Origin of the sequence: Acinetobacter sp. YH12106, from assembly GCF_013418995.1 — a bacterium.
Classification (GTDB): Bacteria; Pseudomonadota; Gammaproteobacteria; order Pseudomonadales; family Moraxellaceae; genus Acinetobacter; species Acinetobacter pseudolwoffii.
Window position 1 is genome coordinate 201,943 of record NZ_VPAV01000002.1, and the last position, 13,270, is coordinate 215,212.

Sequence of the window (13,270 nt, forward strand, 5' to 3'; positions counted from 1 at the left end):
ATGGATATAAAACAAAAAGCCGATCTTTATTGATCGGCTTTTTTATGTAACTATTGCGTAAGTATTTTACAAAAAAGAAACATCCCGTTAATCTATAATTTTCGCTATGCGATAATGACTGAGCTCACAATTAAGATGACTGTATATAACAAATTAAAGCTTGCCATTTTAGCCATTGTTGCTTCACAGAATATTTATGCGATTAACGTAGATCCGGTTCAGATCCAGTCTGCGCCTGGAGAGTTACTCTATGCTGAAATGACCTTTCGACAATCTGATATGAATTTACCGATTGAGGTGAGTCTGGCTTCGCCTGAAGATTTAATCTCGATGGGTGCATCACATCAACCGCCTGGTCATCTGAACTTTTTCACCCGGCGTAGCACTAATGGCACCGGAGTCATTACCATTACATCGTCTCGACCAATAACCGATCGGGAACTGAATATCATTGTCAAAATTAAGGAAGGCAATGCTGCACGTTTGCAACATATCCGCACGCCTTTGCAAGCGAAAACCGATTTATTAAAAGCCAGTCTAAAACAGAATGAACGCCCACTTGCGCCAGTTGTCATGGTCAGTGAAAAAGATATTGCTTTAAACCTGCCAGTGACTACCCATTATAACAGCTCTCCAGCCACTTCAAATAAGCAACCGGTTTTAGAAAAGCCGCTGGCTGTGCAACATGTTAGTCCGCCGACATTGTCTAGCAGTTCAATTCCTCAAGCTACACTCGCGCCAGCAGCACCATCGATTCCGGCGCAATCTATCGCTCCTACAATTAAAAGCGAGTCTGTAACTGCTGCCAATACTCAAACTACGGTTAAAACTCCAGCATCGGCCACTTCAGATTCAACACATCATACTTCGCAGCCGATTCCCTCCCCGCCTGTTGCTACAGTAAAACCAACGCCGGCACAGTCTGTATCTGCAAATACGCCAGCGAGCAAGTTATCAGCAGATCATATTTCTCCAGAGCAAAATAAAGTATCTATGCAAAAACCGGCTGAGACTGGTTCTGAACATCAAAGCGCTTCCAGCGATCCATTGGTCAAGAAATTTGCCGAGGAACAGGCCAGAAAATCGGCTGGCTCAACTCCTCCTGTACAGACCCCAGCTCCAATTACAACAAAAGTTACACCAGCCAAGAGTGCCTCAGCCCAAGCTCAACCGACTTATATGGTTCAGTCCAATGAGTCGCTGTGGGGAATCGCATCACGAATTGCAGCAGAACAGCAACGTCCGGTTAATGAAGTGATGCAGCAAATCAAGCAAAACAATGAACATGCCTTTATCGGAGGAAATGCCAATCGTTTACGTAAAGGTGCAGCACTGAATTTAGCTATGATGAGTACTGTAACTGCTCCGATCAAAGTCACCGCCGCCAAGCAGACACAGGCACCTTCTCAGCCTGCTACCAAAACTAAATACCGTCTGAATCAGGCTGAAATGAGTCTGGTTGCTGAGAACCAGCACGATTCCGGACAGCTTTCTGCAAACCAGAACACAGAACACAATCAAACATCGAAGGAATTGTCATTAAAAGTTATGACAGCCCGAGAAAAAACCGTTAAATTACAGAGAAACGTAACCGAATTAGAATTGGCACTCAATCAGAAGGATCACAGAATTCAATTATTAAATGCGCGTCTGGCCCAGCTGCAACAACAGCTTAAAGCCCAACAAGCAGATAAGAAGCCAGTTAATTAAAAGTTACACATGACGATTTATTGGGATGAGTGAACATTGAATACACTCTATCCTCAAGGGGTAAAACATGCTGATTTATGTGATTCCATTAGTGATATTGATCATCGTATTAATTGTCGTCAAAAAACGACAAGATGCTCAAGAATCAGATAAAGCAAAAACTAAAACTGTAAAAGCGAAAAAACCTGGCTCTGCTTCAAAAACTGCCCCACAAAAAACCAAAGTAGTTGAGCCAGTCGGGGTCGCAAAAAAATCAGCAACGCCATTATCCGCAGAAACGCGTAAAAAAATTGAAGGCCTGATTCAGGAACGTAATTTTTTTGCGGCCGAAGCTCAGATTAACCAGGCATTGAATCGCGACAATTCCCAGCATGAGCTCTATCTGCTGTTGTTAGATATTCATATCTTACAGAAAGATGAGTTTGCGATTTCACAACTGCTCAACCATATCCGTTCTTTAAATTTAGATGAGATTCTGGCGCAAGCTGAAGCCAAACAGCGTGAATTTGATCAATCTTTATCTGCTGTTCAAGATACGATTGATTTCCCAAGTGCACAGCTTAAAACTTCATCTGTACAGGAAACCTCGGCATCTTCCGATGCCTTTGCTGATCTGGTCGCTCCCGCTCCTTCAAATGAGCAGGCATTTGAACAGTTGCAACAAGAGTTTCAACCAAGCAAGCCAGCTCCAGCAATTGAGCCTGTTGCGGATATTCAGCCACTTGAATTTAATTTTGAACCGACAACTACGCCGGTCATAGCGCCAAAATCTGAAGAAACTCCGGTACCTGCTGTAGATTTTGAATTTCAAGATACTTCATCTGCTGTTGTGCAAACTACACCTACGGCAGCAACAGAAACTGCACCTGTTTTAGATTTTAAACTGGAATTGCAGCAGGCTGCTCCAGTAGAAACAGCGGCTGCTGTATCTGAAGAGATCAAGCCTCTGGATTTCTCATTTTCTATAGGAACTCCAGCGCCTGTCGCCAAAAAAACCTCAGAACCAGCAATTGAGTTTGATCTGTCTAGTCTTTCTGCTGCTGCACCTGTGAGTGAATCTGCGACACAGACAGACCTTTCATCAGGCCTAGACTTTAAATTAGATCATGCAGAAACTAAACCTGCTGCAACAGGTGTTACTTTCGACATTCCTGCTACATCAGTTCAAACAGCCACAGACCAGCATGATCCACTGGTACAATCTTTCCCGGAATTACTGGACATCAATGAGGCCAGTCTGAATCTGGATCTTGCGCAGCAATATATTCAGCTCGGTGCCTATGTTGCCGCACGTGAGATCATTGCAGAGCGAGAAGCTGAATATACGGCCGAGCAACAGCAACGCGCAGAGCAATTACTGAATCAAATCGCATCTTGATGCATTTCGATTTACACTAAAGCAGTCAAGGGTTGGCTGCTTTTTTTATGATGAAAAATATTGCATTAATTTATATGGGTGGCACATTCGGCTGTGTCGGCGATCCACTTGCCCCGATGTCTGCGGATTTATTTATTCCCAAGCTCGAACAGATACTCGCAGACCAATATTTCGTTGAATGCCATCGCGCACCAGCCATTAAAGACAGTAGTGCCTGTACAGCAGCGGACTGGCTGCAATTGGTGCAGTTTATTCAAGAACTACAATCTCGAAAGATCCAATATTTTGTGATTATTCACGGTACAGATACGCTGAGTTATGCCAGTGCAGTCCTGGCACATTTTCTCGGCAACTCGGCACATGTGGTACTGACTGGTAGTCAATATCCGCTGCTGAATGCTCAGGGCAATAAGCAGCGCGAATTTAGTGATGCGCTGGATAACCTTAGATTTGCATTAGATTCGGTTGGCACCTGTAGCGCCGGGGTCTATCTGGCTTTTCATCATCAACTAATGCATGCCCAGACGGCACTCAAACAGCATACCACCGAGTTAAATGCCTTCTCAGGTCTTGAGGCCAATATTACAATCCAGGCCAGTCAGCAGTGTTATCAAGTCAAAGCTGCAGATATTAGGAAAGCCGCTGGATTTAACTGCATGAGTATCATGATGCAACCGATTGATCTGGCCCAGCAACTGAACAACCTGCACAGCTTATTAGCCAGACCACCGCATTTTTTATTTCTGCAAGGTTTTGGCACGGGTAATCTCGCTGTCAATGAGGCCCTGATCGCACTCATTGATCAACTCTATGACCAAGGCTGTCTCTCTGTACTGACCACCCAGGTGCCTTTTGGCGCGACAGATCAGCGCTATGCCATTGCAGAATGGGTCAATCACTGCAAAATTCTGCTGAATGAAAGTTATGGCCATGCGGATCTGTATGCAAAAGCCCTGAAAATGTATTTACAATATGACACTGTAGAGCAATGGCATCGTCATTGGTACGATCAATAAGGTTTTGAGGTCATTATGCAGCGTTTTGCGGTGGGAATTGAGTTTTGTGGGATGCATTATCGAGGATGGCAGACTCAACAGCCGGGTGTTGCAAGTGTGCAGGAAACCATTGAAAAGGTACTGAGCCGGGTTGCCGATCAACCGATTAGCCTACATGGTGCCGGCCGTACCGATGCGGGGGTACATGCGACCAATATGGTGGCACATTTTGATAGCGATGCCATTCGTTCTGAACGTGGCTGGCTGATGGGTTGCAATAGCCAGTTGCCCAAAGATATCTCGATTCAGTGGATCAAAGAGATGGATCACAGCTTCCATGCCCGCTTTAAGGCTCAGGCACGCCGTTACCGCTATGTGGTCTATAATCATCCTGTGCGACCTGCCTTGCTGCATAAACAGGTCACCCATGTCTATGCTCCACTCGATATTGAACAGATGATGCTGTCTGCGAAAAAGTTTGAAGGTACACATAATTTTGAAAGCTTCCGTGCTGCAGCCTGCCAATCCAATCAACCGGTGCGCCATGTCAGCCACTGCCGTCTGATTCAGCATGGTCAGTATCTGGTACTGGATATTCAGGCCGATGGCTTTCTGCATCATATGGTGCGTAATATCATGGGCTGCCTACTGGAAATTGGTCAGGGCATGTATGCTGCCGATCATATTGATAGTATTTTCGCGGCCGAAGACCGCAAAGCTGCTGGCGTGACTGCGCCTGCCGATGGTTTATATTTTATTCATGCCGACTATCCGGAGCAGTTTGAATTGCCTAAATTACCGTTGGGGCCGCATTGGCTGAATCTGCCGGAATAATTTTTAAATTTTTTAGAATATTTACCTCCCCTAACTCCTTCTGAAAGGAGGGGAATTCCTCCCTTTTTAAAGGGAGGTTAGGAGGGATTTTTAACGCTGCTTGCGTTTCCTATATTCCACTGGCGTTTCATTGGTCCAGCGTTTAAAGGCACGATAAAACGTACTTGGTTCCGAGAATCCGGTCAGATAGACAATTCTTTCAACACTTTCACTGGTACTCGCCAGCAAACGCTTGGCCAGACGACAACGATAATCCGACAGAATCTGTTGAAAGCTGGTATGTGCTTCACTCAGTTGTGTTCTTAGGCGGCGTGGCGTGATGTTTAGCTGTGCAGCTACAGTTTCCAGTGTGGTTTCGCCACTTTCCAAAGTAGAGCCAATCGCACGACGAACTTCACCGACCAGATCATAACGCGCCAGTTCCTGCAGTTTTTCAATTGCAAGCTGCTCATGTAATTGTAAAAGCTCTGGTTCAGCCTGCCACAGCGGAAACTCTAAAATACTTGGATCGAAATAAAGTCGGGTTTCTTTTTGACCTAAGCTGACCGGACACTCATAAACCCGGAAATATTCCTCGTCAGGAGCACCTTTGGAAAAATTAAAATCGATATAAATCGGTTCAAAACGTCCTTCGGTAATAAATTTGAAGAAACGCAGTACACCCGACATGGCACACTCGGTAAAATGACGATTGACCAGACTTTCAGCAAAAGGCTGCTCGCCATTGGTTAAATAGCAGCGATCATCTTCAATCACCAACTTGGCAGCAAAGGCATCGCTGATCAGTCGTTGATAGGCCAAGGCACGTTTCAGTCCCTCACCAAAATTTTCAGATGAAACAAACAGGTGTTCAATCACCTGACCACGATACAGTGGTAAATGTTCGCCCAGATGCAAACCAATATCCGGGTCCTTACTGACTTCTTCAGCTGCCACCCAAAAGGCATACTGGGCACTCAGCGGCGTACGGTCATTGGCCTCGACCTGATTTAAAGCAACTCCTGCTTTGGTCAAAAGTTCTTCTGTCGGCAAACCCGCACGACGAATCGCCTGATAGCCCAAACGCAATACGACTGATGCATCCGTTAGCTGACTCACTCAAAAGCCTTCCTTGTATGTACTTCATTTATACTTAAAAAGATTAATTTTAGATTAACTGCGATTGACCAAACTGACAACAGAAACCGACATTTTTTTAGTTAAAAAGTTTATCCTGATCGTTCGCTTATTTTACTGACAGATGATCAGTCTAACACCCGTTTCACCTTGTATTTTGCAAAAAAATTGACTATAATTTGCGCCTTTCCAATTTATTCATTCAGGTAGGCTATGGCCAATAAAGAGGAACTCATCGAGTTCGAAGGCGTTGTCACCGAGACGCTTCCTAATACTATGTTCCGTGTACGTTTAGAGAACGGTCACGAAGTGATTGCCCACATCTCTGGTAAAATGCGTAAACACTATATCCGTATTTTAACTGGCGACAGTGTAAAGGTTGAAATGACACCTTATGATTTGACCAAAGGTCGTATCACCTATCGTGCACGCTAAGTTTTAGCGCAAGCAAAAGCCACTTTTAGTGGCTTTTTTATTGCTTTAATTTTTTATTGAAAAATAAAATAATTTGACACTGAACTATAAACTCACGACTATTCATTTAATTAAAATAACATGTCTAAAACCATGAATATGAAGTGCTTAGTCCTGCTGTGCAGCTTAATCCTCGTCGCCTGTGCCACAGGCGGCAAACATCACCTAAATCAGTCGCTACAACACTATGTCGGTCAAAATGCAGCACAGGTTCGCAGCCAGCTTGATCTGAGTGCAATGGGATTTAAAACCGCCCAGCAACCGATTCAGACAACAGAGTTTCTCAGCTACACTATTTTTCGGGACATGAATATTCCGATGGGTACACCGAATATTAGTCAGAGTATTTCGATCGGTGTACCAATGCCTACGCCCTCAAATGGCGGTTATAACATCGAGATGAAATGCCAAATCCGGTTTGAGCTGAAAGATGAAATTGTCCAATCCGTTCGCTATACCGGCAGGGCTTGCTAAGCTGTCATCCTGTAGTCCAATTTTTTGGATGGATTGATGTTGAGTTAGCTCTCGCTCCCATCTGTACCGCGTGTCAAATTACAACAATACCAATCACACTTCCTGCCTACACTATTGATGAGTCGTTCCTGTGCAGGAGTGAAATGATGCGATTTTCCTATCTCCAACTATCGCTCGGTATTTTGGCCAGTATTTTAATAGCGGGCTGTGCACATTCCCTTAATATGGGCCAATCTGACCGCGAAGCCTATTTGCAGCAGTTTATTGGACAAAGCAGCCAGCTGATCGATCAAACTCTGGATCTGAAACGTTTAGGTTATCAGCAGGTCAGTGGGCCTGAACTCAGTGCCCAGCAATTAAGCTATGTGGTACAGCGCCCTGTTGCAATTCCTTTGCCTGTAGCACAGTTTCCGGCAGCAGGCGGTGCTGTACCTATTCCGGTTCCTGTGAGTCCTTCAGGTGGCTATGACGTCAATCTGCAATGTAAGATCACCTTCTTACTCAAAGATAATATTGCAACCGCAGTTCGTACTACAGGTCGAACCTGCTAACCTGAGCCAGATACGAGAAATCTGACATAAAAAAACGCAGCCCAAGGCTGCGTTTTTTAATCATTTTTTTAATCAAAACAGACTTAGTTCAATGCAGCAACCACTGCCTGACCCATTTCAACTGTACCGACTTTGTGCATGCCTTCAGACATAATATCTGCTGTACGCAAGCCTTGATCCAAAACATTGCCTACGGCATCTTCAATCGCTTTGGCTGCAGCTTCTTCACGGAAAGTGTAGCGTAGCATCATCGCAACAGACAAAATTGTGGCCAATGGGTTCGCCAGGTTTTGACCCGCAATATCAGGGGCTGAACCATGACAAGGCTCATACATGCCTTTAGCATTTTCATCTAGCGAGGCTGATGGCAACATGCCGATTGAACCGGTAAGCATCGCTGCTTCGTCAGACAAGATATCACCGAACAGGTTAGAGGTGACAATCACGTCAAACTGCTTTGGCGCGCGCACCAGTTGCATCGCAGCATTGTCGACATACATATGTGACAAGTTAATTTCTGGATACTGTTCTTCTTTCAACGCAGTAACGGTTTGTTTCCACAACTCAGTGACTTCAAGTACGTTGGCTTTATCCACTGAACAGACCTTGGCACCGCGCAGCTTCGCCATTTCAAAGGCAACTTTGGCAATGCGTTTGATTTCAGATTCTGAATACACATCCGTGTTATAACCTTGCTTCTCGCCGTTTTCCAGTTCACGGATCCCACGTGGCTGACCGAAATAAATACCGCCCGTCAATTCACGCACGATCAGGATATCCAGACCTGCCACGATTTCAGGTTTCAGGCTTGAAGCATCAGCCAATTGTGGATAGAGAATCGCTGGGCGCAAGTTGGCAAACAGGTTCAGTTCGCTACGTAATTTTAATAAACCGCGTTCCGGACGGATTGAGCGCTCGATCGTATCCCATTTTGGCCCGCCGACGGCGCCCAATAAAATTGCATCGGCTTTTTTGGCCTGTTCTGAGGTCACTTCAGGATATGGTGAACCGTGGGCATCAATTGCCGCACCACCGAGTAAACCCTGTTCCCATGTCAAATCAAGATTAAATTTTTCATTTACACGATCCAGTACCTGCTCTGCCGCTTTGACAATTTCAGGACCGATGCCATCACCAGCTAAAATCAAAATTTGTTTAGACATGAGATTTTCCGTTTAAAGCGTCAGATTCAGACCTGACAAAGGTTAAATTTTCTTTTCTACAAACTCTGCAATGCCGTTGACCACATTATAAGGTTTGCAAAAACGACGAATGGTTTTTTGCTCTTGCAATAAATCCACGCAAAGCGGATCAGGTGCAGAGGCATTTAATAAACTGCTGCTACGCGCACTACGGTCGCGGAACATTTTCAAGGTATAAGTTTTGTTGGCCTGAAAGCGATGAAACACATGTAAAATTTCCGCTTTATCCTTACTGATTGGATAAAAACGGACGACTAATTCATGCTGTCCTGCGGGTACTGACAAGTAAATCGGATTGGCCTGATTCAAATTCTTAGCCTGCAAACGTACCAGTTTTTGCTTTCGCGCCTCATTACTGAGGCGGCCATTGTCGTTATTGACAATGATGGTCTGGTTTAAGCGCTCGAACTGGCAATCCGATGTTCCTTTACAGTAAATCAACGCATTGTTTTTGCTTTCGGCATTTTCTTTGGCATGTTTGAGCTTCATGGTATCGATGCTTTGACATGCAGTCATCAGCACCGACACCGTACTTAAAGCAAGCCACTGTTTCCAATAATTCGCCATAATGTCTGTCTTACCCAATCAAAAAACCCAATAATCTTCCGATATTAGCAAGGGCATCGCAGTCATGCTATGACAATTTTCGCTGATTTAGCCCTGAATTTCGGCAAATACCCATGGACGTGATTGTTTGGTTTTTTCCTCATAAGCACGAATGTCATCCGCAGCTTGTAAAGTTAAACCAATATCATCCAGACCATTTAACAGGCAATGCTTACGAAATGGATCGACTTCAAATTGAAAGCTTTCACCATTTGGTGTGCGTACTTCTTGTGCGTCCAAATCGATGGTGAGTTGATAACCTTCAGTTGCAAAGCATTCTTTGAATAACTGATCAACAATCTCTTCAGACAAAATCACAGGCAACATGCCATTCTTAAAGCTGTTGTTATAGAAAATGTCGGCATAGCTTGGTGCAATCACGGTACGGAAACCGTATTCTTCCAATGCCCATGGCGCATGTTCACGGCTTGAACCACAACCAAAGTTGGCGCGTGAAATCAAAATGCTCGCGCCTTGATAACGAGGTTGGTTTAATGCAAAATCCTTGTTTAAAGGACGTTTTGAGTTGTCTTGACCCAAATAGCCTTCATCCAGATAACGCAATTCATCAAATAAATTCGCACCAAAACCACTACGTTTGATTGATTTCAAAAACTGTTTTGGAATAATTAAATCGGTATCGACATTGGCCCGGTCTAATGGTGCAACGATACCTTGTTCAACGGTATATTTTTTCATTGTCTTTATTCCTAAAGAATGTCATCACTTTAAATCTCCCCTAACCCCCTCTTTATTAAAGAGGGGAACTTCCTCCTTTTCTAAAAGGGGGACTGAGGGGGATTTTTAGAAACTACGCACGTCAACAAAGTGACCGGCAATTGCCGCGGCGGCTGCCATTGCAGGGCTGACCAGATGCGTACGACCGCCATTGCCCTGACGACCCTCAAAGTTACGGTTAGACGTCGATGCACAATGCTCGCCCGGTTGTAACTTATCAGCATTCATTGCCAGACACATTGAACAACCTGGTTCACGCCATTCAAAGCCGGCTTCTACAAACACTTTATCTAGGCCTTCAGCTTCTGCCTGGGCCTTGACCAGACCCGAACCCGGAACCACCATCGCCTGCTTGATGCTTGCCGCGACTTTACGACCTTTGATCACTTCAGCCGCAGCACGGATATCTTCAATACGCGAGTTGGTGCATGAGCCAATAAAGACACGGTCTAATTGAATTTCAGCCAAGGCCTGACCGGCATTTAAACCCATATATTGATAAGCACGGTTCCAGTCATTGCGTTGTACTTCGTCTTTGGCTTGTTGCAAAGTTGGTACTGCCTGAGACACTGGAATCACCATTTCAGGAGAGGTTCCCCAAGACACTTGCGGCTCGATCTCTTCGCCTTGCAAGACCACAACTGTATCAAAGTGTGCATCTTCATCCGAATGTAAGGTATTCCAATACACTACGGCCTGATCCCACTGTTCTGCAGTCGGTGCATAAGGACGGCCTTTAACATATTCGATGGTTTTGTCATCGACAGCGACCATACCTACGCGTGCACCGGCTTCGATTGCCATATTACACACGGTCATACGACCTTCAATCGACATGTCACGGAACACCTGACCGCCAAATTCAATCGCATGACCAGTACCCCCTGCTGTACCAATCTTGCCGATAATCGCCAAGACCACATCTTTCGGTGTCACGCCCTGACCCAACTGACCGTCAACGCGTACCAACATGTTTTTCATCTTCTTTTGAACCAGGCATTGGGTCGCCAATACATGTTCAACTTCTGAAGTACCGATACCATGCGCCAAACAACCGAAAGCACCATGGGTCGCAGTATGTGAATCACCACAGACCACGGTCATGCCCGGCAAGGTTAAACCTTGCTCAGGCCCAACCACATGCGCAATCCCCTGACGGATATCATTAATATCAAATTCAACAATATTAAAGGTCTTGCAGTTGTCGTCCAAGGTTTGTACCTGAATGCGCGAAGTTTCATCTTCAATGCCGGCAACACCCTGTTCACGCTCTTTTTTCGAGGTGGGTACGTTATGATCTGGTGTAGCAATGTTTGCGCTTAAACGCCATGGCTTGCGCCCGGCGAGTTGTAAACCTTCAAATGCCTGTGGCGACGTTACTTCATGTAATAAGTGACGGTCGATGTACAGTAAGGCAGAACCATCATCACGTTGTGTTACTAAATGGTCATCCCACAATTTATCATATAATGTTTTTGCTGTTTGGGTTGCGCCTGCCATGTCGATGTACTCCACTGGACTGGGTAAATTCTTGCTCTGATTTTGATTATATCGCTGCTGTCACATAAATCTAATTTATCATTTTTATTAGTTAAAAAACTTTTTGGAATCTTTCAAAAGCTGAATAAAATCATGCTTTCGCTGCATTCCTATAAATCTACTTTTCCGATCAATTTATTAAAAATATTCGTTTTTACAAATCAAATGAGAATTATTATTATTCCTGCATAGACAGAGATTTATATTTTGAGGAACTTCGACATGGCACATATCCAACGTTTTGTAGACAATAATCAGCGTATGTTTAAAAAGACCTTCAGCTATTACATTATGCACATCACGGTGGCGATGATTGTCGGTTATTTGGTGACTGGCAGTTTGGCCATGGCAATTGCCTTAAGTTTATTGGAACCCACAGTACAGGCAGTTGCGTTCTTCTTCCACGAAAAAATTTGGGAGCGCAATATCGAACAGCAGAATGAGGACATCACCGCCTGATCTTTTCTGTCGATGTTCCTGACCAAAGACCATCTCATCCAAGAGGGTCTTTTTTTGGCGCTATTTAAATCCCAAGGCTTTGAAAATGTTTAGTAATGCAGCAATGCAATAGAAGCAAGCGAATTATGCTTTGATTTATTCTTAAAAAATAACAATAATATAATTACACATAAAAATTCTTTATAGGTGATTAAGATGAATCTCGCAGCTTTTGAAGCCTTCGTAAAAGTCATGGAAACTGGTTCGATTTCTCTGGCCGCAGATCAGCTTTTTATTACCCAGCCTGCCGTCACCAAACGTATTCACAGTCTGGAAGAATATTTTGGGGTCAAACTGTTTGAATCCGCCGGACGTGGTGTACAAGCCACCCATGCCGCGCATTCGCTATTGCCTAAAGTGAAAAACTGGCTGAATGAACTCGGTGATATTCATTATACCTTGAGCCATGAACAGGGTCAGGTACAGGGAAAATTGAAAATCGGCACCAGCCATCATATTGGCCTGCATCATCTTCCAAGTCATTTGCGCCGCTATGTACAAGAATATCCGGATGTAAGGCTGGATGTACATTTTGTCGATTCCGAGCAGGCGCACGAACAAGTCATTGCCGGCGATCTGGAACTGGCATTTTTAACCTTGCCGCCACGGGGCGATGCACGTCTGAATTATGTCACCATCTGGAATGATCCTCTGGTCTTTGTAGTTGCACCCTTTCATCCACTGGCCCAGCAAAAAAATCTGTGCCTGGAAGATTTGCTGAATTACCCGAGCCTGCTACCGTCTTCACAAACCTATACCTCACAGATTACTTTGGCCGAGTTTGAAAAACAGGGCATTAAACCAAAAGTCAGCATGAGCAATAATCCGCTGGAATCAATCCGCATGCTGGTATCCATTGGTCTCGGCTGGTCTGTGCTGCCAAAAACTCTGGTCAATCACGATCTGCATCAGCTGGATATCAATCTGGAAATGAACCGCCGGCTAGGCATGGTCTGGCATCCGGGTCGTACTCAGTCCAAAGCGGCGCAAGCTCTGGTTCAACTTATGCAAAGTAGTTCCCTGCCTCTTTAATTCATTTCTAAAAATGCTGCATTCAAAACAGTGCAGCATTTTGTTACCTAAATACACCCATCTGGGGATTTCTTTCGCGTATTTTTAAGATAAATCTATTCTTTTGCGATGCAGAGGAATACT

At 44.6% G+C, this 13,270-nt stretch carries 14 protein-coding genes; 9 read left to right on the top strand and 5 right to left on the bottom strand.

Annotated features, from left to right (window positions below; genetic code table 11):
• The first annotated feature begins 114 nt into the window (after positions 1 to 114).
• From FTU45_RS03330 to truA, 4 genes are all read left to right on the top strand, one after another.
• Positions 115 to 1,710 (top strand): hypothetical protein, encoded by a 1,596-nt coding sequence (locus FTU45_RS03330; RefSeq protein ID WP_100357556.1) that lies wholly within the window; start codon positions 115 to 117, stop codon positions 1,708 to 1,710.
• A 67-nt stretch (positions 1,711 to 1,777) separates the two neighbouring features.
• Positions 1,778 to 3,088 carry a fimbrial protein FimV gene (locus FTU45_RS03335; RefSeq protein WP_100357557.1) on the top strand — a complete coding sequence of 437 codons (1,311 nt, stop codon included), beginning with the start codon at positions 1,778 to 1,780 and terminating at the stop codon, positions 3,086 to 3,088.
• 47 nt (positions 3,089 to 3,135) lie between these two features.
• A complete protein-coding gene (locus FTU45_RS03340) occupies positions 3,136 to 4,104 on the top strand; it encodes an asparaginase (protein WP_180075929.1) in 969 nt (322 codons plus the stop codon).
• Positions 4,105 to 4,119: 15 nt separating this feature from the next.
• Positions 4,120 to 4,917 carry a tRNA pseudouridine(38-40) synthase TruA gene (gene truA, locus FTU45_RS03345; protein ID WP_180039689.1) on the top strand — a complete coding sequence of 266 codons (798 nt, stop codon included), beginning with the start codon at positions 4,120 to 4,122 and terminating at the stop codon, positions 4,915 to 4,917.
• Positions 4,918 to 5,007: 90 nt separating this feature from the next.
• Here truA and FTU45_RS03350 read toward each other — a convergent pair whose 3' ends face one another.
• Positions 5,008 to 6,015, bottom strand: coding sequence for an AraC family transcriptional regulator (locus FTU45_RS03350; protein ID WP_005095477.1), 1,008 nt, complete (start codon positions 6,013 to 6,015; stop codon positions 5,008 to 5,010).
• Positions 6,016 to 6,246: 231 nt separating this feature from the next.
• Here FTU45_RS03350 and infA point away from each other — a divergent pair, with 231 nt between their 5' ends.
• The 3 genes from infA (at position 6,247) to FTU45_RS03365 (ending at position 7,532) form a co-directional block, all read left to right on the top strand.
• Positions 6,247 to 6,468 carry a translation initiation factor IF-1 gene (gene infA, locus FTU45_RS03355; RefSeq protein WP_001284370.1) on the top strand — a complete coding sequence of 74 codons (222 nt, stop codon included), beginning with the start codon at positions 6,247 to 6,249 and terminating at the stop codon, positions 6,466 to 6,468.
• A gap of 132 nt (positions 6,469 to 6,600) precedes the next feature.
• The gene (locus tag FTU45_RS03360) at positions 6,601 to 6,981 is read left to right on the top strand and encodes a hypothetical protein (RefSeq protein ID WP_180075930.1); all 381 of its coding nucleotides are present in this window, start codon (positions 6,601 to 6,603) and stop codon (positions 6,979 to 6,981) included.
• Between the two features lie 146 nt (positions 6,982 to 7,127).
• A complete protein-coding gene (locus FTU45_RS03365) occupies positions 7,128 to 7,532 on the top strand; it encodes a hypothetical protein (RefSeq protein WP_100534762.1) in 405 nt (134 codons plus the stop codon).
• 83 nt (positions 7,533 to 7,615) lie between these two features.
• Here FTU45_RS03365 and leuB read toward each other — a convergent pair whose 3' ends face one another.
• The 4 genes from leuB to leuC all read right to left on the bottom strand — a co-directional run bounded on the left by leuB (position 7,616) and on the right by leuC (position 11,578).
• Positions 7,616 to 8,695 carry a 3-isopropylmalate dehydrogenase gene (gene leuB / locus FTU45_RS03370; RefSeq protein WP_100329280.1) on the bottom strand — a complete coding sequence of 360 codons (1,080 nt, stop codon included), beginning with the start codon at positions 8,693 to 8,695 and terminating at the stop codon, positions 7,616 to 7,618.
• Positions 8,696 to 8,737: 42 nt separating this feature from the next.
• Complete coding sequence (locus FTU45_RS03375; RefSeq protein WP_005095471.1) at positions 8,738 to 9,301, bottom strand: hypothetical protein; 564 nt, start codon at positions 9,299 to 9,301, stop codon at positions 8,738 to 8,740.
• A gap of 87 nt (positions 9,302 to 9,388) precedes the next feature.
• Positions 9,389 to 10,039, bottom strand: coding sequence for a 3-isopropylmalate dehydratase small subunit (gene leuD / locus FTU45_RS03380; protein WP_005172848.1), 651 nt, complete (start codon positions 10,037 to 10,039; stop codon positions 9,389 to 9,391).
• A 105-nt stretch (positions 10,040 to 10,144) separates the two neighbouring features.
• A complete protein-coding gene (gene leuC, locus FTU45_RS03385; protein WP_100329282.1) occupies positions 10,145 to 11,578 on the bottom strand; it encodes a 3-isopropylmalate dehydratase large subunit in 1,434 nt (477 codons plus the stop codon).
• A 261-nt stretch (positions 11,579 to 11,839) separates the two neighbouring features.
• On the opposite strand from leuC, the gene FTU45_RS03390 reads away from it, so the two are divergent.
• Both FTU45_RS03390 and FTU45_RS03395 read left to right on the top strand, forming a co-directional pair.
• Positions 11,840 to 12,076 (top strand): DUF2061 domain-containing protein, encoded by a 237-nt coding sequence (locus FTU45_RS03390; protein WP_005172852.1) that lies wholly within the window; start codon positions 11,840 to 11,842, stop codon positions 12,074 to 12,076.
• Positions 12,077 to 12,271: 195 nt separating this feature from the next.
• Positions 12,272 to 13,147 (top strand): LysR family transcriptional regulator, encoded by an 876-nt coding sequence (locus FTU45_RS03395; protein WP_005095462.1) that lies wholly within the window; start codon positions 12,272 to 12,274, stop codon positions 13,145 to 13,147.
• Positions 13,148 to 13,270: the final 123 nt, after the last annotated feature.

Excerpts from the sequence above, each read along its gene's own strand:
- FTU45_RS03330 (WP_100357556.1), top strand. The coding sequence starts at position 115 with ATGACTGAGCTCACAATTAAGATGACTGTATATAACAAATTAAAGCTT.
- FTU45_RS03335 (WP_100357557.1), top strand. The coding sequence starts at position 1,778 with ATGCTGATTTATGTGATTCCATTAGTGATATTGATCATCGTATTAATT.
- FTU45_RS03340 (WP_180075929.1), top strand. The coding sequence starts at position 3,136 with ATGATGAAAAATATTGCATTAATTTATATGGGTGGCACATTCGGCTGT.
- truA (WP_180039689.1), top strand. The coding sequence starts at position 4,120 with ATGCAGCGTTTTGCGGTGGGAATTGAGTTTTGTGGGATGCATTATCGA.
- infA (WP_001284370.1), top strand. The coding sequence starts at position 6,247 with ATGGCCAATAAAGAGGAACTCATCGAGTTCGAAGGCGTTGTCACCGAG.
- FTU45_RS03360 (WP_180075930.1), top strand. The coding sequence starts at position 6,601 with ATGAATATGAAGTGCTTAGTCCTGCTGTGCAGCTTAATCCTCGTCGCC.
- FTU45_RS03365 (WP_100534762.1), top strand. The coding sequence starts at position 7,128 with ATGCGATTTTCCTATCTCCAACTATCGCTCGGTATTTTGGCCAGTATT.
- leuB (WP_100329280.1), bottom strand. The coding sequence starts at position 8,695 with ATGTCTAAACAAATTTTGATTTTAGCTGGTGATGGCATCGGTCCTGAA.
- FTU45_RS03375 (WP_005095471.1), bottom strand. The coding sequence starts at position 9,301 with ATGGCGAATTATTGGAAACAGTGGCTTGCTTTAAGTACGGTGTCGGTG.
- leuD (WP_005172848.1), bottom strand. The coding sequence starts at position 10,039 with ATGAAAAAATATACCGTTGAACAAGGTATCGTTGCACCATTAGACCGG.
- leuC (WP_100329282.1), bottom strand. The coding sequence starts at position 11,578 with ATGGCAGGCGCAACCCAAACAGCAAAAACATTATATGATAAATTGTGG.
- FTU45_RS03390 (WP_005172852.1), top strand. The coding sequence starts at position 11,840 with ATGGCACATATCCAACGTTTTGTAGACAATAATCAGCGTATGTTTAAA.
- FTU45_RS03395 (WP_005095462.1), top strand. The coding sequence starts at position 12,272 with ATGAATCTCGCAGCTTTTGAAGCCTTCGTAAAAGTCATGGAAACTGGT.